Origin of the sequence: Streptomyces sp. UNOC14_S4 (genome assembly GCF_020740835.1) — a bacterium.
Taxonomy (GTDB): Bacteria; Actinomycetota; Actinomycetes; order Streptomycetales; family Streptomycetaceae; genus Streptomyces.
The window spans coordinates 1-15,811 of sequence record NZ_JAINFC010000144.1 but is presented as its reverse complement, the minus strand read 5'-3'; the positions used below and the strand labels follow the sequence as shown (position 1 = coordinate 15,811).

General features: G+C 72.4%; 16 protein-coding genes. 8 read left to right on the top strand and 8 right to left on the bottom strand.

Annotation, left to right across the window (positions count from 1 at the left end; all coding sequences use genetic code 11):
• Positions 1–207: 207 nt before the first annotated feature.
• Positions 208–699: an Lrp/AsnC family transcriptional regulator gene (locus K6I34_RS15480; protein ID WP_229326423.1), complete on the top strand. Its 492-nt coding sequence runs from the start codon at positions 208–210 to the stop codon at positions 697–699.
• 171 nt (positions 700–870) lie between these two features.
• Here K6I34_RS15480 and K6I34_RS15475 read toward each other — a convergent pair whose 3' ends face one another.
• On the bottom strand, positions 871–1,461 hold the full coding sequence (locus K6I34_RS15475; RefSeq protein ID WP_229326421.1) for a TetR/AcrR family transcriptional regulator: 591 nt from the start codon (positions 1,459–1,461) through the stop codon (positions 871–873).
• A 2-nt stretch (positions 1,462–1,463) separates the two neighbouring features.
• Positions 1,464–2,990, bottom strand: coding sequence for a 3-hydroxyacyl-CoA dehydrogenase (locus K6I34_RS15470; protein ID WP_229326419.1), 1,527 nt, complete (start codon positions 2,988–2,990; stop codon positions 1,464–1,466).
• A 177-nt stretch (positions 2,991–3,167) separates the two neighbouring features.
• Here K6I34_RS15470 and paaN point away from each other — a divergent pair, with 177 nt between their 5' ends.
• A complete protein-coding gene (gene paaN / locus K6I34_RS15465) occupies positions 3,168–4,868 on the top strand; it encodes a phenylacetic acid degradation protein PaaN (protein WP_229326417.1) in 1,701 nt (566 codons plus the stop codon).
• Positions 4,869–4,924: 56 nt separating this feature from the next.
• Here paaN and K6I34_RS15460 read toward each other — a convergent pair whose 3' ends face one another.
• Genes K6I34_RS15460 through K6I34_RS15450 form a run of 3 tightly spaced genes read right to left on the bottom strand, consistent with a single transcriptional unit; the run spans position 4,925 to position 7,724 of the window.
• On the bottom strand, positions 4,925–5,704 hold the full coding sequence (locus K6I34_RS15460) for an RNA methyltransferase (RefSeq protein ID WP_229326415.1): 780 nt from the start codon (positions 5,702–5,704) through the stop codon (positions 4,925–4,927).
• A gap of 56 nt (positions 5,705–5,760) precedes the next feature.
• Complete coding sequence (locus K6I34_RS15455; RefSeq protein WP_229326413.1) at positions 5,761–7,056, bottom strand: HTTM domain-containing protein; 1,296 nt, start codon at positions 7,054–7,056, stop codon at positions 5,761–5,763.
• Positions 7,053–7,724: a DUF5819 family protein gene (locus K6I34_RS15450; RefSeq protein WP_229326411.1), complete on the bottom strand. Its 672-nt coding sequence runs from the start codon at positions 7,722–7,724 to the stop codon at positions 7,053–7,055. Before K6I34_RS15450 ends, K6I34_RS15455 begins: the two co-directional genes overlap by 4 nt.
• A 176-nt stretch (positions 7,725–7,900) precedes the next feature.
• On the opposite strand from K6I34_RS15450, the gene paaA reads away from it, so the two are divergent.
• The 6 genes from paaA (at position 7,901) to K6I34_RS15420 (ending at position 12,928) form a co-directional block, all read left to right on the top strand.
• Positions 7,901–8,863: a 1,2-phenylacetyl-CoA epoxidase subunit PaaA gene (gene paaA / locus K6I34_RS15445; RefSeq protein WP_229326409.1), complete on the top strand. Its 963-nt coding sequence runs from the start codon at positions 7,901–7,903 to the stop codon at positions 8,861–8,863.
• The gene (gene paaB / locus K6I34_RS15440; RefSeq protein WP_121799251.1) at positions 8,860–9,147 is read left to right on the top strand and encodes a 1,2-phenylacetyl-CoA epoxidase subunit PaaB; all 288 of its coding nucleotides are present in this window, start codon (positions 8,860–8,862) and stop codon (positions 9,145–9,147) included. The genes paaA and paaB overlap by 4 nt, the downstream gene beginning before the upstream one ends.
• Before the next feature lie 86 nt (positions 9,148–9,233).
• Positions 9,234–9,959: a 1,2-phenylacetyl-CoA epoxidase subunit PaaC gene (paaC, locus tag K6I34_RS15435; RefSeq protein WP_229326428.1), complete on the top strand. Its 726-nt coding sequence runs from the start codon at positions 9,234–9,236 to the stop codon at positions 9,957–9,959.
• Complete coding sequence (gene paaD, locus K6I34_RS15430; RefSeq protein ID WP_229326407.1) at positions 9,953–10,543, top strand: 1,2-phenylacetyl-CoA epoxidase subunit PaaD; 591 nt, start codon at positions 9,953–9,955, stop codon at positions 10,541–10,543. The genes paaC and paaD overlap by 7 nt, the downstream gene beginning before the upstream one ends.
• Complete coding sequence (locus tag K6I34_RS15425) at positions 10,544–11,644, top strand: 2Fe-2S iron-sulfur cluster-binding protein (protein ID WP_229326405.1); 1,101 nt, start codon at positions 10,544–10,546, stop codon at positions 11,642–11,644.
• Between the two features lie 135 nt (positions 11,645–11,779).
• Positions 11,780–12,928, top strand: a complete 1,149-nt coding sequence (locus K6I34_RS15420; RefSeq protein WP_229326403.1) for an acyl-CoA dehydrogenase family protein — start codon at positions 11,780–11,782, stop codon at positions 12,926–12,928.
• Positions 12,929–13,042: 114 nt separating this feature from the next.
• Here K6I34_RS15420 and K6I34_RS15415 read toward each other — a convergent pair whose 3' ends face one another.
• The 3 genes from K6I34_RS15415 to K6I34_RS15405 all read right to left on the bottom strand — a co-directional run.
• Positions 13,043–13,390: a rhodanese-like domain-containing protein gene (locus tag K6I34_RS15415; protein WP_229326401.1), complete on the bottom strand. Its 348-nt coding sequence runs from the start codon at positions 13,388–13,390 to the stop codon at positions 13,043–13,045.
• A gap of 9 nt (positions 13,391–13,399) precedes the next feature.
• Positions 13,400–14,206: a J domain-containing protein gene (locus K6I34_RS15410; RefSeq protein ID WP_229326425.1), complete on the bottom strand. Its 807-nt coding sequence runs from the start codon at positions 14,204–14,206 to the stop codon at positions 13,400–13,402.
• A 258-nt stretch (positions 14,207–14,464) separates the two neighbouring features.
• Positions 14,465–15,811 (bottom strand): DUF2252 domain-containing protein (locus tag K6I34_RS15405; RefSeq protein WP_229326399.1); only part of this gene is annotated, 1,347 nt, incomplete at its 5' end.

Below are 15,811 nucleotides of genomic sequence, written 5' to 3'. Positions count from 1 at the left end.
GAGCCGGGCTGCTCCAGAACCGTCATGACGAGCACCTCCTTCTGGACGGGCGTCACCGGGTCGCGCGGCACGAGGCGCCGCACACCCTCCCTACCGATTGTTCGGTCGTCGGCACATTTTGGCTACAGGCGACCCAAGCCTGTGGACAAACGGTTCTCCACAGCCTGAGATATGGACAGGACGTCCACGAAGGGGAGGCGGGGCGCTGTGCCGGACGAACAGATGGCTCTTTCGGGCGGCAGGCCACCCGCCCGCCCGCTCGACGAGATAGACCGCGCGATACTGCGCCTGCTCCAGACAGACGGCCGCGCCTCGATCCGCTCCGTCTCGGAACAGGTGCACGTGTCGCGCGCCAATGCCTACGCCCGCATCAACCGGCTCATCGACGACGGGGTCATACGCGGTTTCGGCGCCCGCGTCGACCAGGAACGGGCAGGGCAGAGCGCCTCGGCGTACATCACCCTGAAGATCGTCCAGAACTCGTGGCGCACCGTGCGCGAAAAGCTCCGCGCCCTGCCGGGAGCGGCCCACATCGCCCTGGTCACCGGGGACTTCGATGTCCTGCTGCGCGTCCACACCAAGGACAACCACGCCTTACGGGAGCTGGTGCTGACCCGCATCCAGGCCATGGAGGAAGTCCTCAGCACCCGCACCCTCCTGGTCTTCGAGGAAACCGACCTGGAGGAGGGCGCCCCGTAGCGGAGCGCCCGTAGCAGGGCGCCCCGCTAGGGGCGCGGGGAACTGCGCGAGCAACCCCCACCGGCCCGCAGCCGCGCACCGAGCGTAGGAACCGCCCCGGTAGGCGCGGAGCCCGGGGCGAAGCCCCAGCAACGGTGCAGCAGCGGACGACGGCGCTCAGGACGACGGCGCTCAGCCAGACGTCCGCAACCCCGCGAACGCGGTCCGCAGCACCGCCTCGGCCACTTCGCCGCTCGTGACGCCGCCGCGTCCCGGCCGGTACCACTCGACCACCGAATTGATCATCCCGAAGAGCAGCCGGGTGGCCAGCCGTACGTCCACGTCGGCGCGGAGATCGCCGTCGGCGGCGGCCTCCTTCAGCAGCTCGGCGACCCGGTGGTCGAAGTCGCGGCGCCGCTCCATGGCCCAGCGCTCGGTGCCTGTATTGCCCCGGACCCGCAGCAGCAGCGTCACATAGGGCAGCTCCGCCATCAGCACCTCCACGGTGCGCCGGGTGACGTGCTCCAGCCGGTCGACCGCCCGGCCCTCCACGGCTCCCGGCTCGTCGAGGACGGCGAAGAGCCCGTCGAGAGCGCGGCTTATCGCCAGCCGCAGCAGCTCTTCCTTGCCCTTGACGTGGTGGTAGATGGAGGACTTGGAGATGCCGGCCGCCTTGGAGAGGTGCTCCATGGACGTGCCGTCGTAGCCCCGCTCGTTGAACACCTCGACGGCGACCGCGAGCAGCGATTCGGGCGTGTAGGTGTCGCGCTTGGCCATGGTCATGATTACAGCAGGCTCTCTTCGACGGCTGCACGGCGGAGCAGCGGCTGGGACGGTGCGTAGCGCCCGTCGGGGTATTCGGTGTGCAGGTTCCGCAGCACTTCGCGCACCCAGGTGGCGCCGACAGCGCGTCCCCATTCCAGAGGGCCGCGGGGGTGGTTCACGCCAAGGCACATGGCGGTGTCGACGTCCTCCGAGCTCGCGATGCCACGGCCGACGGCGTCCTCGGCGAGGTCGACGAGCATGGCGACCGTCCGGGCCACGATCAGCCCCGGGGCGTCGCCCATGACGCTGACCCGCTTGCCGAGCGCCTGGAACAGGCCGGTCGCCGCGTGTACGTCCGCCTCGGGGGCGGTCGCGGACGGCGCGAGGGCGATCCGGTCGCAGGTCCGGTAGTCGAGGGCCAGGTCGAAGTGGATGCGGGGGCCCGTGGCCACCGTGGCCCGGCGGCCACGGGTGAGGGAGAGCTCCGTGCCGCCGGGCAGGACGAAGCCGCCGGAGTCGCCGTCGCGGGCGCCCTGGCCGGGCTTCCCGCTGATCGCGATGCCCGCTTCCTCGATCATTCCGCGCAGCGCCGCGCAGGCGGTGGGCAGCGCGCCCTGAAGGATCAGTTCCCCGGGCGCCGCGCAGGGCTCGGCCGTGTGCGGCAGCGGCCGCTCGGCTCCGGCCGCGTGGTCGTACCAGCCGCGGCCGCTCTTGCGTCCGAGCAGGCCCGCCTGAACGAGCCGTCGCTGCGCGAGCGAGGGCCTGAACTTCGGGTCCTGGAAGAAGGACTCGTAGACCGAACGGGTGACGGCTTCGTTCACATCCTGGCCGATGAGGTCGGTGAGTTCGAAGGGGCCCATGGGAAAACCGCCCGACTCGCGCAGGACGGCGTCGAGGGTGGCGGGGTCCGCGGCCCGCTCCTCGTGGAGGCGGAACGCTTCTGCGTAGAAGGGCCGGGCGAGGCGGTTGACGATGAAGCCCGGTGTGTCGGCGCAGCGCACCGGGGTCTTCCCCCACGCCGCCACGGTCGCGTACGCGCGGTCCGCCGCGGCGGGGTCGGTCGTGGCGGCGCTGACGACCTCCACGAGCGGCAGCAGCGGGGCGGGGTTGAAGAAGTGCAGGCCGACGAAGCGGCCGGGCCTGCGGAGGGCTCCCGCGACGGCTGTCACGGAGAGGGAGGAGGTGTTGGTGGCGAGCAGGCAGTCCTCCGGAACGGCCGATTCCAGCTCGCTGAACAGCTTCTGTTTGGCGGGCAGTTCCTCCAGAATCGCCTCGATGACGAGCGCCGGTGCAGCGAGATCGTCCAGTCCCGCGGCGGGGTGCAGCCGGGCGCGGGCCGCGTCGCATCTGGCCGCGGTGAGCACGCCCTTCTCCACGAGGCGGTCGAGGCGTGCGCCGATGGCCCGCACCGCCTCGGCCGCCCGGCCCTCGGCGGCGTCGTACAGCCGCACGGGGTGGCCCGCGGTGAGGGCGACCTGGGCGATCCCCCGGCCCATGGTCCCGGCGCCGACGACGGCGACGGTCGCGTTCGGCTCGATAGCGGTCATGCCGGTGATCCTCCCCGATGAGTTGTCCACAGGTTCGCCGGGCCCTCTTGTCCCGACCGATCGTTCGGTTACTGTATCCAGCGGGGGAGTCAGCGGTCCCCCGAAGCGCGTTGCCGATCTGTGTTGCCCACAGCCTGTCGCCCCATCCGAAACCGGCTCGACGAGGAGTTGGTCAGTGTGACCGCCGGACTCAGCACCGCCCAGTTGATCGAGAAACACCTCACCACCCTCGACCAGGCTCTCGACGCCATCCGCACGCGCGTCTATTGGTCGCCCTTCCCCGAGCACCCGAAGGCGTACGGCCCGGAGGGCGTGCCGAACAGCCTGAGCCCGGCCGACGGCCAGGCCGCCTTCGAGGCGCTGCGCGGCAAGCGCTTCGAGCTGGACCAGCCGGGCACGGACGGCTGGGCGCGCGGCGAAGTCTCCCCGTACGGGCCGGAGCTGGGCGTGGAGTATCCGCACCCCGACATCGAAGTGCTGCTGCCCGCCATGCGCGCGGCGATGCCGCAGTGGCGGGAGGCGGGCCCCCAGGCACGCGCGGCGGTCTGTCTGGAGATCCTCGCCCGGATCAACGCCCGGTCCCACGAGTTCGCGCACGCGGTCATGCACACCAGCGGGCAGGCGTTCATGATGGCCTTCCAGGCCGGTGGCCCGCACGCCCAGGACCGGGGCCTGGAGGCCGTCGCGTACGCCCTCGCCGAGCAGACCCGCACCCCGCACTCGGCGGACTGGTCCAAGCCGCAGGGCAAGCGCGAGCCGCTGGAGCTGCGCAAGGAGTTCACCCCCGTGCCGCGCGGCATCTCCCTGCTGATCGGCTGCAACACGTTCCCCACATGGAACGGCTACCCCGGCCTGTTCGCCTCCCTGGCCACGGGCAACGCGGTGCTGGTCAAGCCCCATCCGCGCGCCGTGCTGCCCCTGGCCCTCACCGTGCGCGTCGCGCGCGAGGTCCTCCGCGACGCCGGCTTCTCCCCGGACCTGGTCGCCCTGGCGGCCGAGCGGCAGGGCGAGGGCATCGCCAAGTCCCTGGCCGTACGCCCGGAGGTCCGCATCGTCGACTACACCGGTTCCACCGCGTTCGGCGACTGGCTGGAGGCCAACGCCCGCCAGGCGCAGGTCTTCACGGAGAAGGCCGGGGTGAACACCGTCGTCATCGACTCCACCGACGACTACAAGGGCCTGCTGAGCAATCTGGCCTTCTCCCTGTCGCTCTACAGCGGCCAGATGTGCACCACCCCGCAGAACTTCCTCATCCCGCGCGACGGCATCGGCACCGACGCCGGGCACAAGTCCTACGACGAGGTCGTGGCGGATCTGGCCGCGGCGGTGGACGGCCTGCTGGGCGACGACGCCAGGGCCCACGCCCTGCTGGGCGCGATCGTCAACGGCCAGGTCAAGGAGCGCATCGACGCTGCCGCGCAGCTCGGCGAAGTCGCCCTCGCCTCCCGCCCGGTGGCCAACCCCGACTTCCCCGATGCCACGGTCCGCACCCCCGTGATCGTGAAACTGGACGGCGCCAAGCCGGATTCCGAGGCGGCCTACCTCTCGGAGTGCTTCGGCCCGGTGTCGTTCGCGGTGGCGGTCGACTCCACCGCGGACGCCGTGCGGCTGCTGCGGCGCACGGTGCGCGAGAAGGGCGCGATGACCGTCGGCGCCTACACCACGTCGCCGGAGGTCGAGCGGCTGGTGGAGGAGGCCTGCCTGGAGGAGTGCGCCCAGCTCTCCCTGAACCTGACCGGCGGGGTGTACGTCAACCAGACCGCCGCCTTCTCCGACTTCCACGGCTCCGGCGGCAACCCCGCGGCGAACGCGGTGCTGTGCGACAGCGCGTTCGTCGCGAGCCGCTTCCGCACGGTCGAGGTGCGCCGCCCGGCCTGAGCGGGCTTGGGGCAGTCCGGTGCGGTTCGGCAGCGCCTCGAAGGGGCTCGGGGCGCTCAGCCGAGCGACTCGGCAGGCAGGTCCGCGGGCGTGCCTCCCCAGTGGAAGAGGGCCATGGCGACACTCGTCGCGAGGTTGTAGCTGGAGACCTGCGGCCGCATGGGAAGGGCGACCAGCCGGGTCGCCCTCTCCCGCAGCTCCGGCGAGATCCCGTGGCGCTCGGAGCCGAAGGCCACGAGGGCGTCGTCGGGGAAGTCGACGGTCCTGATGTCGTCCCCCTCCGGGTCCAGGGCGTAGAGCGGGCCGGGCGGCAGCTCGGGCAGCGGCAGGTGCTCGACGGCCGTCGCGTAGTGCAGCCCGGCCCCGGCCCGTACGGCGTTGGGGTGCCAGGGGTCCATGTCACCCGTGGTGACCACGCCCGTGGCGCCGAAGCCCGCGGCGAGGCGGACGACGGCGCCGACGTTGCCGAGGTTGCGGGGATTGTCGAGCACGACGACGGGGGCGCGCCGGGGCGCCCGGGAGAGGGAGTCGAGGTTCTTCCGGCGGCTGGGCCGCGCCGCCAGCGCGGCCACTCCCGTCGGGTGGACGCGGGGAAGCAGATCCCGCAGACTCCGCGCCGGGACCTCGACGAGCCGCTCGCCGAGCACCTCGGTCAGGTCGTCGGCGAGCGCGGCCGCGAGCCCCAGGGCGACCGCCTTGTCGTCGCAGACCGCGAGCCGCACATCCGCCCCGAAGCGGAGTGCGTGCTTCAGGGCGTGGAAGCCGTCCAGCAGTACGGCGTCGGGGGCGAGCCCGCTCCACTGTCGCAGGGCTGCCACGGCTGCGTTCTCGGTCATGTCCTCAGCCTACGTTCCGGCCCGTGCCCGGCCGTCGTCGCAGCTCAGGAGCGGCGTCAGGGCACCAGGGTGCGGGCCGCGGCCTCGCCCTCGCGCTGCTGCGGCACGGCCTCCGTACGGCCGGACAGCGCACGCTCGCGAGCGCGCCCGAGGAAGGAGCCCAGGCGCTTCAGGAAGGAGGTCGGCAGGAACACCGCGTCGGCCACGATCATCGCCAGCGAGAAGAACGGCAGTCCGAGGGCGACGGCGATGCCGAGGTGCTCGATCATCATCGCGACCAGCAGCACGTTCTTGACCCGCCGGTTCAGCAGGGTGAACGGGAAGGCGACCTGCACGGCCACCGTGCCGTAGCTCAGCAGCAGCACCATGACGCTGTTGCCCGCCAGGACACGCGACAGCTCGGGCCACGGCGCGAAGTAGTCGAGGTGCAGGGGGTAGTACAGCGCGGTGCCGTCCTGCCAGCGCGAGCCCTGGATCTTGTACCAGCCGGCCGTGGCGTAGATCAGGCAGACCTCGGCCATGATGACCAGCAGTGCCGCGTTGTGGGCCAGGTTGGCGAAGATGTTCAGGACGGCCCGGGGCTCCCCGGGGGCGTAGCGCCGCACGCACCACCACAGTCCCTGGACGAGCCACAGGCCCCAGAAGACCGCGGCCCAGCCGAGGCCGGGGAGCGGACCGTTCGTCGTCCAGGCCATCCGGCTGTGCCCGGCCGCCTGCACAACGGCCAGCGCGAGTCCGCACAGGGCCCACAGCACGATGCCGGGGACATCGTGACCGACCGGGATCCCCTTCCCTCCGGGATCCTCCGCAGCCTTCTCTTCGGTCTTCTCCCCGACCTTCTCCGTGGCTTTTTCCGCAGCTACCGCGGCCCGCGCGCCGCGGCGGGCACGCCGGGCGTCGAGGGACCACACCAGCCCGCAGCGGGTGAGGACGAGGTAGAGGGACAGCAGGTGGATGACGTTGTCACCGCCGTCGCCGAGGAAGACGCTGCGGTTCTGCAGTGACAGGACCCCGATCATGAACAGCACGGACATGGTGCGCGTCCGCCAGCCGAGCAGCAGCAGGACGCTCGCGACGAGGGCGAGCGCGTAGACGGTCTCGAACCACAGGCCGCTGTCGGACCAGACGAGGGCGGTGAAGGCGTGGTTGTCGGCGGTCAGCCGACGCGCCATCTCCCAGTTCCACGGGCCGTCGGGCCCGTACATCTCGTGGCGGTTGGGCCACTCGCGGAGCAGGAAGCACAGCCAGACGAAGGAGATGCCTATCCGGATCACCGCCGCCTGGTAACGGCCGAGACAGGAGCCGGTGACGCGGTCGACACCGCGCGCGAGGGAAGTCGTGAAGGTGCTCACCGGTTCTTCGCCTCCGGCAGGTCGGCGGTGGTGACGGGCCACCAGCCCAGCACGCGGTACGCGGGTTTGGTGGCGGCCTTCTCGTCGCTCCACGGCGGCGGCGCGACGGACCGGGTCACGGACCGCACCTGCACGCGCTCGACCGGGCGGCCGTCCCGTTCGGCGCCGAGCCGGAGCATGACGATGCGCCGGACGTACTGCTCGGAGAGCTCGCCCCGCAGGCCCATGGGCTGCTCCTTGGCGTCGTGCGAGCCGACGTAGAAGTCCCAGGCGCGGCGCAGTTCGTTCTGCTGAGTGTGGCTGGGGAAGGGGTTGTGGTGTATCGCGGCGCCGTCCTGGGCGGACAGATCGATCCACTGCGTGACCGTCGACCGGCCGTCGGCTCCGCGCAGTTCGGCTCGGGCCTGGACGGCTATGTTCTGCTGCAGCGGATTGGGAGCGAAAAGCTTCCAGTTCTGCTCGAACTCCGGATAGATGTAGTCACCTATGGCCGCCGAGTGCTCCTTGCTGACCACGTTCGACGGAGCGACGTGCAGGAACACCATCGCCAGGTGAACGGCCGCCGCGACCGTCACGACGGCGACGCCGGTGGCGACGGCGACGCGCGAGGGCAGGGACAGCCCCGAGACGGAACCGTCCCGCTCGTTCCGCCCGTCATCCGCTTCCATACCCGCCCCGTTCTTGCGTGCCGCCTGTTGTTCGTGCACCCGAACGGTACCCAGGCCGTCCCGCCGATCCCAGCGCGCACCGGTTATCCACAGGCTTGACACCCCTGAACGCGGCGGCCCACCATTGAACCGAACGATCGGTCGGTCGGGAGTTCGGGGAAGGCAGGGGGCCCACCATGACGACGACGGCACCGGACACACGGGGCTGCGAGGCGGTCTTCGACGCCGCTCTGGCGGCGGACGAGCGCATCGAGCCACGCGACTGGATGCCCGATGCCTACCGCGCCTCGCTCGTCCGCCAGATGGCGCAGCACGCCCACTCCGAGATCATCGGGATGCAGCCCGAGGCCAACTGGATCACCCGGGCGCCCTCCCTGCGCCGCAAGGCCATCCTCATGGCCAAGGTGCAGGACGAGGCCGGTCACGGCCTGTATCTCTACAGCGCCGCCGAGACCCTGGGCACCGGGCGCGACGAGCTCCTCGACAAGCTGCACTCCGGCCGCCAGAAATACTCGTCGATCTTCAACTACCCCACGCTGACCTGGGCGGACGTCGGCGCCATCGGCTGGCTCGTGGACGGCGCGGCCATCACCAACCAGGTCCCGCTGTGCCGCTGCTCCTACGGCCCCTACGCCCGCGCCATGGTGCGCATCTGCAAGGAGGAGTCCTTCCATCAGCGCCAGGGCTACGAGCTGCTGCTGACCCTGAGCCGCGGCACCGAGGCCCAGCACGCCATGGCCCAGGACGCGGTGGACCGCTGGTGGTGGCCGTCCCTGATGATGTTCGGCCCGCCGGACGGCGAATCCGCCCATTCAGCCCAGTCCATGGCCTGGAAGATCAAGCGCCATTCGAACGACGAACTGCGCCAGCGCTTCGTGGACATCTGCGTCCCCCAGGCCGAGTCCCTGGGCCTGTCCCTCCCCGACCCGGACCTCCGGTGGAACGAGGAGCGCGGGCACCACGACTTCGGGCCCATCGACTGGGACGAGTTCCACGAGGTGCTGCGCGGCAACGGCCCGTGCAACGACCAGCGGATCGGGCAGCGCAGGCGAGCACACGAGGAAGGCGCGTGGGTGCGCGAAGCCGCCGCGGCCCACGCCCGCAAACACGGCGGCACGGCACGGGAGGCACAGGTATGACCAGCGCCGATTGGCCACTGTGGGAGGTGTTCGTGCGGAGCAGGCGCGGGCTGTCGCACACCCACGCGGGCAGCCTGCACGCGCCGGACGCCGCGATGGCGCTGCGCAACGCCCGGGATCTCTACACCAGGCGCTCCGAAGGAGTCTCGATCTGGGTGGTGCCCTCCGCCGAGATCACGGCCTCTTCCCCGGACGAGAAGGACCCCTTCTTCGCCCCCGCCGCGGACAAGCCGTACCGCCACCCGACCTTCTACGACATCCCGGAGGGGGTGCGGCACCTGTGACCACCACGCCCCAGGGCGCCCCTTCGGCCCCCGCGTCCGAAGCCGCCGCTCCGCAGCCCGGCACCGCCGTCCCCGTCGGCGCGGCGCTGGCGCTCGGCGACGACGCCCTGGTGCTGTCGCACCGGCTGGGGGAGTGGGCGGGGCACGCCCCCGTTCTGGAGGAGGAGGTGGCCCTCGCCAACATCGCGCTGGACCTGCTCGGGCAGGCCCGCGTCCTGCTCTCGCTCGTCGGCGACGAGGACAAGCTGGCCTACCTCCGCGAGGAGCGCGCCTTCCGCAACGTCCAGCTGGTCGAGCAGCCCAACGGCGACTTCGCCCACACCATCGCCCGCCAGCTGTACTTCGCCACCTACCAGGAGCTGCTGTACGGCCGACTGGCCGCGGGCGACGGCCCGTTCGCCCCGCTGGCGCGGAAGGCGGTCAAGGAGGTCGCCTACCACCGGGACCACGCCGAGCAGTGGACGCTGCGGCTCGGAGACGGCACCGAGGAGAGCCACCGGCGCATGCAGACCGCACTGACCGCGCTGTGGCGCTACACAGGCGAGCTCTTCGAGCCCGTCGACGGGCTGGACCTCGACAACGGGCTGGACCTCGACGACGGGCTCGGCCTCGGCACGGCAGCGCTGAGCGAAGGCTGGCTGGCCCTGGTCTCCCGGACGGTCGAACAGGCCGGCCTGACGCTCCCCACCGGCCCCCGGTCCGGCGGCTGGAGCGCCGGAGCGGGCCGCCAGGGCATCCACACCGAGCCGTTCGGACGGATGCTCGCCGAGATGCAGCACCTGCACCGCAGCCACCCGGGGGCGTCATGGTGAGAACCCCCGCCCCGCCGGGCCCGACCCCGCTGGAGGAGAAGCTCCTCGAGCTGGCCGGAGCCGTGCCCGACCCGGAGCTCCCCGTGGTGACCCTGGCCGAGCTGGGCGTGCTGCGCGGCCTGCACCTGACCGGCCCCGGGCGGGTCGAGGTGGAGCTCACCCCCACCTACACCGGCTGCCCCGCCGTCGAGGCGATGGCAGCGGACATCGAGCGGGTGCTGCACGACGAGGGCATACCCGAGGTGCAGGTGCGCACGGTGCTCACGCCCGCCTGGTCCACGGACGACATCACACCCGAGGGACGGCGCAAGCTCGGCGAGTCCGGCGTGGCACCGCCCCGCCCCGGTGCCCGGACCGGAGGGCCGGTCGCCCTCGCCCTGGGCCCGACCCGCCTGTCCGGAACGCCGCGGGAGCCCGTGCCCGTACCCGCTCCCGGGTCCGGGACCACGCCGGAGCCCGTCCGCTGCCCGCACTGCGGCTCCGCCGACACCACGTTGCTCAGCCGCTTCTCGTCCACGGCCTGCAAGGCCCTGCGCCGCTGCGGGACATGCCACGAACCGTTCGACCACTTCAAGGAGTTGTAGATGGCAGCGGCCTCCCACCACGGCGCCTTCCACTCCCTGCGGGTGACGGACGTCGAGCGGCTCACCGACGACTCGGTCGCCCTGACCTTCGCGGTGCCCGAGGAGCTGCGCGACGTCTACCGCTACGCACCGGGCCAGCACATCACCCTGCGAGGGGCCGGGGCCGCCGCGGACGGCGCGGAGGTCCGCCGCACCTACTCGCTCTGCGGGCCCGCACCGGCACCGGGAAGCGGCGGAGCCGCGGAACTCAGGGTCGGGGTGCGGCTCGTGGACGGCGGGGTGTTCTCCACTTACGCGCTCAAGGAGCTGTCGGCCGGGGACACGGTGGAGGTGATGGCACCGGCCGGCCGGTTCGTCCTGGAGCCGCGCCCGGGACGCTTCGCCGCGATCGTCGGCGGCAGCGGGATCACCCCCGTGCTGTCCATCGCCTCGACGCTGCTCGCCCGGGTGCCCGAGGCCCGGTTCTGCCTCATACGCAGCGACCGTACGGCCGCTTCCGCGATGTTCCTGGAGGAGGTCGCCGACCTGAAGGACCGCTGGCCCGACCGCTTCCAGCTCGTGCACGTCCTGTCCCGCGAGGAGCAGCAGGCCGGTCTGCCGTCCGGGCGGCTCGACGAGGAGCGGCTGACGGGGCTGCTCCCCGCCCTGTTGCCGGTGGAGGCGATGGACGGCTGGTTCCTGTGCGGACCCCAGGGTCTGGTGCAGGCGGCGGAGCGGGCCCTGCGCGCCCTGGGAGTCGCCAGGGAGCGCGTCCATCAGGAGATCTTCCACGTGGACACCGCGCCGTCCCCGGCCGTGGCTGGCTCCGGCGTCGCCGTTCCGGCACACAGCACGGTGACGGCGAAGCTGGACGGCCGCAGCGGAAGCTGGCCGGTGCGTGAGGGTGAGCCGCTGCTGGACGCCGTGCTGCGCAACCGCGCCGACGCCCCGTACGCCTGCAAGGGCGGAGTGTGCGGCACCTGCCGGGCCTACCTGGTCAGGGGCGAGGTACGGATGGACCGGAACTTCGCGCTGGAGCCCGAGGAGCTGGAGGCCGGGTATGTACTGGCCTGCCAGTCGCACCCGGTCACGGAGGAGGTGGAACTGGACTTCGACCGCTGAGCGCCCCTGCGCGGCGCACGAGCCACGCCGTTTTCCGCACACAGAGCCCCGATGGTTCCCAATTCCTGCAACCTGTTCTAACTTGACACTGCATCAGCTCCGGTCGTCAGTGTCTGCGTGCGGGAGGGGCGGGCAGTGGACTTCACCTTCACCGAGGAACAGCAAGCCGCCGCGGAGGCGGCCAGGGCGGTCTTCTCCGGGGTGTCCCCGGACGGAGTGCCGAGTCCGGCCCTGACCGCGGGCGCGGTGGCCGAGGACATCGACCGGGCGCTGTGGAAGGCACTCGCCGACGCGGATCTGCTGAGCTTGTTCGTCGCCCCCGAGCACGGCGGAGCGGGGCTCGGGCCGATCGCGATGTGCCTGGTGCTGCGGGAGGCGGGACAGGTGCTGGCCCGGGTTCCCCTGCTGGAGAGCAGCGCGGCCGCCTTCGCGCTCGGCGCTCTCGGCGGCCCGGTGGCGGCCCAGGTGCTGCGGGGGCTGTCACGGGGCGATCTCGTCGTCACGGTGGCGTCCAACGGCCGTACAGGCCACGAACCGGCGGACCTGGCCGTCACCGCGCGCCGGGCACCGGGCGAACCGGGTACGCGCGGCGACGCGTGGGTGCTGGACGGAGTGCAGACCGCCGTGCCCTGGGCACAATGCGCGGACCACGTCCTGCTGCCCGCGCGGACGACAGAGGGCCACACGGTCCTGGCCCTGGTGCCGCGGGGCCGTCCAGGGGTCGCGCTGGCCGACCAGGTGTCCACCAACGGTGAGCGGTACGCGGAGGTCGCGCTCGATTCCGTACGGGCCACGGGCGACGAGGTGATCAGCGCAGAAGGCGCGTGGGAACGGCTGCGGGACCTGCTCGCCGTGGGCACGAGCGCGCTCGCGCTGGGTATCGGCACCGCCGTGGGCAGGATGACGGCCGCGTACACGAGCAAGCGTGAGCAGTTCGGCCATCCGATCGCCACGTTCCAGGCGGTGGCGGTCCAGTCGGCGGACCGCTACATCGACCTGCGCGCGATGGAGGCCACGCTCTGGCAGGCGGCCTGGCGCCTGGAGTCGGGGGCCGCGGGGACGCTCCCGGTCGCCGCGGACATCGCCGTGGCGAAGATCTGGGCGTCCGAAGGGGTGCGGCGCATCGTACAGACCGCACAGCACCTGCACGGCGGCTTCGGCGCGGACACCACCTACGCGCTGCACCGCTACCACGCGTGGGCCAAGCAACTGGAGCTGTCCCTGGGCCCCGCACCCGCCCACGTGGAAGCTTTGGGCAACCTCCTCGCCGAGGGCGCCCCATAAGGGGCGCGGGGAACTGCGCGACCAGCCGCAACGAATCCGCAGCCGCGAACCGGGCTCACGAGGCACCCCGGTAGGCGCGGGGGTCCAGGGGCGAAGCCCCCGGTGGTGGCGGAATCAGATAACCGCGCCAGGCGCCCCATGGGCATCCACGACCGGGCGACCGGCGGCCGCCCACACCTGCATGCCGCCGTCGACGTTCACCGCGTCCATGCCCTGCTGGACGAGGTACATGGTGACCTGCGCGGAGCGCCCGCCCGAGCGGCAGATGACGTTGATCCGGCCGCCGTCGGGGGCCTTCTCGGTCAGCTCGCCGAAGCGCGCCACGAAGTCGCTCATCGGGATGTGGAGCGCGCCCTCGGCGTGCCCGGCCGCCCATTCGTCGTCCTCGCGGACGTCGAGCAGGAAGTCTCCGGGCGCCAGGGTGTCGACGCCGACCGTGGGGATCGCAGAACCGAATGCCATGCCCCGACGCTACCCGACCAGCGTGGCCAGGTGGGCCTCCCGCTCGGCGACCTGGGCCGCCAGCCCCTCGGCGATCTCCTCCAGCAGCCGGTCCGGGTCGTCCGGAGCCATTTTGATCATGGCGCCGATCGCGGAGCCCTCCAGCTCGGCGGCCAGCTGTGCCAGCAGTTCCTTGCGCTGGGCCAGCCACTCCAGCCGGGCGTAGAGCTCCTCCGCGCGGCTGGGCAGCCGTTCCTCGGGGACCGGGCCCGCGGCCCACTCCTCCGCGAGCTCCAGGAGCAGCGCCTTGTCGCCGTCGGCGTAGGCGGCGTTGACGCGCACGATGAACTCCTCGCGCCGCAACCGGTCCGCCTCGTCGGGGGCCAGGTCCGGGTGGGCCTTGCGGACCAGCTCGCGGTAGGCGCGCCGGGCCTCGTCGCTCGGGCGGATGCGCTCCGGAGGCCGTACCGACTTCTCCGTGAGCATGGCCACCGCCTCGGGCGAGAAACCGTCCGAGTCCAGCCAGCCGCCGAACAGCTCCTCGATCCCGGGCAGCGGCTGCACCATGGCCCGCGCCTCCCGGGCCCGCCGGACGTCCTCGGGATCCCCGGTGCGGGCCGCGACGGCCTCGGCGATCCTGGCCTCCAGGTCGTCGAGCCGCGCGTACATGGGGCCCAGCCGCTGGTGATGGAGGCGGGAGAAGTTCTCGACCTCCACCCGGAAGGTCTCCACCGCGATCTCGAACTCGATCAGCGCCTGCTCCGCCGCGCGGACGGCCTGCTCCAGGCGCTGCGTGCCCGGCTCCTCGGCTCTGCCCGCCCCCTCGGCTCTGCCCAGCTCCTCGGCACGGCCTGGCCCGTCGGTACGGCCCGGCTCCGCAGCGCGGTCCGGTTCCTCGGCATGGTGGGTCTCGGCTTCCGGATTCGTCACCCGCCCAGCGTACGGTTTCCCCTCCGCCACGGGGGCACCGCGCTCCCCTCGGCCCCCTGTCCTCCGGCTGTCCCCGGTCTGCCCCGGAGCACGCCGTGTCCGCCCCCCGGTCACGTACGGCACGCAGCCCGCAGGCAGCGGGTTCACAGGCAGCGGTTCAGACGTTCAGACGCCCGTCTCGGCCGCCATCCTGCCGTTCCGTATCGCTGCCGCGAGCTCCGCGTGATCGGCCTCCGTGCGGTCGGCGTAGGTGACGGCGAACGTGGCGAACGCCTCGTCCAGCTCGGCGGACTTGCCGCAGTAGGCGGCTATCAGCCGGGGGTCCGCGCTGTGCGCGTGGGCACGCGCCAGCAGGGCACCGGTCATACGGCCGTAGTCGTCGAGCTCGCCGGGCGACAGGGCGGCCGGGTCGACGCTGCCCTTGCGGTTGCGGAACTGCCGCACCTGGTACGGCCTGCCCTCGACCGTCGCCCAGCCGAGCAGCACATCGCTGACCAGCTGCATCCGCTTCTGCCCCAGGACCACCCGACGGCCCTCGTGCCCCGCCCCGGGGTTCGCGTACCCGGCCTTCTCTGCGTACGGCAGCAGCACCGAGGGCCGCGCCTCCTTCACCTGGAGCACGAGCGGCTTGCCGCGGTGGTCGAGCAGCAGCACCACGTACGAACGCAGCCCCACGCTCCCCGTGCCCACCACACGGAAGGCGACGTCCTGCACCTCGTACCGCGCGAGGAGCGGCAGCAGCTCCTCCGGCACCGTTTCCCGGTAATCCGCCAGGGCGAGCGCGACCGCCGCGGCCTCGTCGTCCGGCACCTGCCTGAGCACAGGCGGTGCGGCCACGAACCGGCGGCCCCCGTCCTCGGTCTTCTCCGTGGACTTCGCCGCGAACCGCGCGCTCGTGTTCCGCCGGGCCTTCGCCGCGACCCGCTCCAGCGTGCCCACCAGCGCCCGGGCATCCGCGTGGGCGACGAGCTCCTCGTCGGCGATGGCGTTCCACGCGTCCGCCGCGGGCAGCTTGGCCAGCAGGCGCATCGTGTGCCGGTACGCGCCCGCGGCGTCCCGCGCGGCCGTACGGCAGGTGTCCTCGTCGGCCCCCGCCTCGCGACCCGCCAGCACCAGGGAGGCCGCGAGCCGCTTCACGTCCCACTCCCAGGGGCCGCGCAGGGTCTCGTCGAAGTCGTTGACGTCGATGACGAGTTCACCGCGGGCGTCGCCGTAGAGGCCGAAGTTGGCCGCGTGCGCGTCCCCGCAGATCTGTGCCCCGATCCCCGTCACGGCCGTGCGCACCAGGTCGTACCCCATCAGCCCGGCCGAACCGCGCAGGAACGCGAAAGGCGAGGCGGCCATCCGCCCGACCCGTATGGGCGTGAGCTCGGGCAGCCGTCCCGCGTTCGACGCCTCGACCGACCCGACGGCCTCCGGGCGGCCCGCGTCGGGCGCCCACTCGGCGTGCGCGGCGCGCGGCGCACGCTCCCGCAGCGCCTTCCCCGCGGCCTTCGGCGAGCCCGTCCCCCC

Bases quoted from the DNA above. Each gene is read 5' to 3' on its own strand.
- paaD (WP_229326407.1), top strand. From the start codon at position 9,953: ATGGTGAGAACCCCCGCCCCGCCGGGCCCGACCCCGCTGGAGGAGAAG.
- K6I34_RS15475 (WP_229326421.1), bottom strand. From the start codon at position 1,461: ATGACCATGGCCAAGCGCGACACCTACACGCCCGAATCGCTGCTCGCG.
- K6I34_RS15425 (WP_229326405.1), top strand. From the start codon at position 10,544: ATGGCAGCGGCCTCCCACCACGGCGCCTTCCACTCCCTGCGGGTGACG.
- K6I34_RS15470 (WP_229326419.1), bottom strand. From the start codon at position 2,990: ATGACCGCTATCGAGCCGAACGCGACCGTCGCCGTCGTCGGCGCCGGG.
- paaA (WP_229326409.1), top strand. From the start codon at position 7,901: ATGACGACGACGGCACCGGACACACGGGGCTGCGAGGCGGTCTTCGAC.
- K6I34_RS15415 (WP_229326401.1), bottom strand. From the start codon at position 13,390: ATGGCATTCGGTTCTGCGATCCCCACGGTCGGCGTCGACACCCTGGCG.
- paaB (WP_121799251.1), top strand. From the start codon at position 8,860: ATGACCAGCGCCGATTGGCCACTGTGGGAGGTGTTCGTGCGGAGCAGG.
- K6I34_RS15450 (WP_229326411.1), bottom strand. From the start codon at position 7,724: ATGGAAGCGGATGACGGGCGGAACGAGCGGGACGGTTCCGTCTCGGGG.
- K6I34_RS15460 (WP_229326415.1), bottom strand. From the start codon at position 5,704: ATGACCGAGAACGCAGCCGTGGCAGCCCTGCGACAGTGGAGCGGGCTC.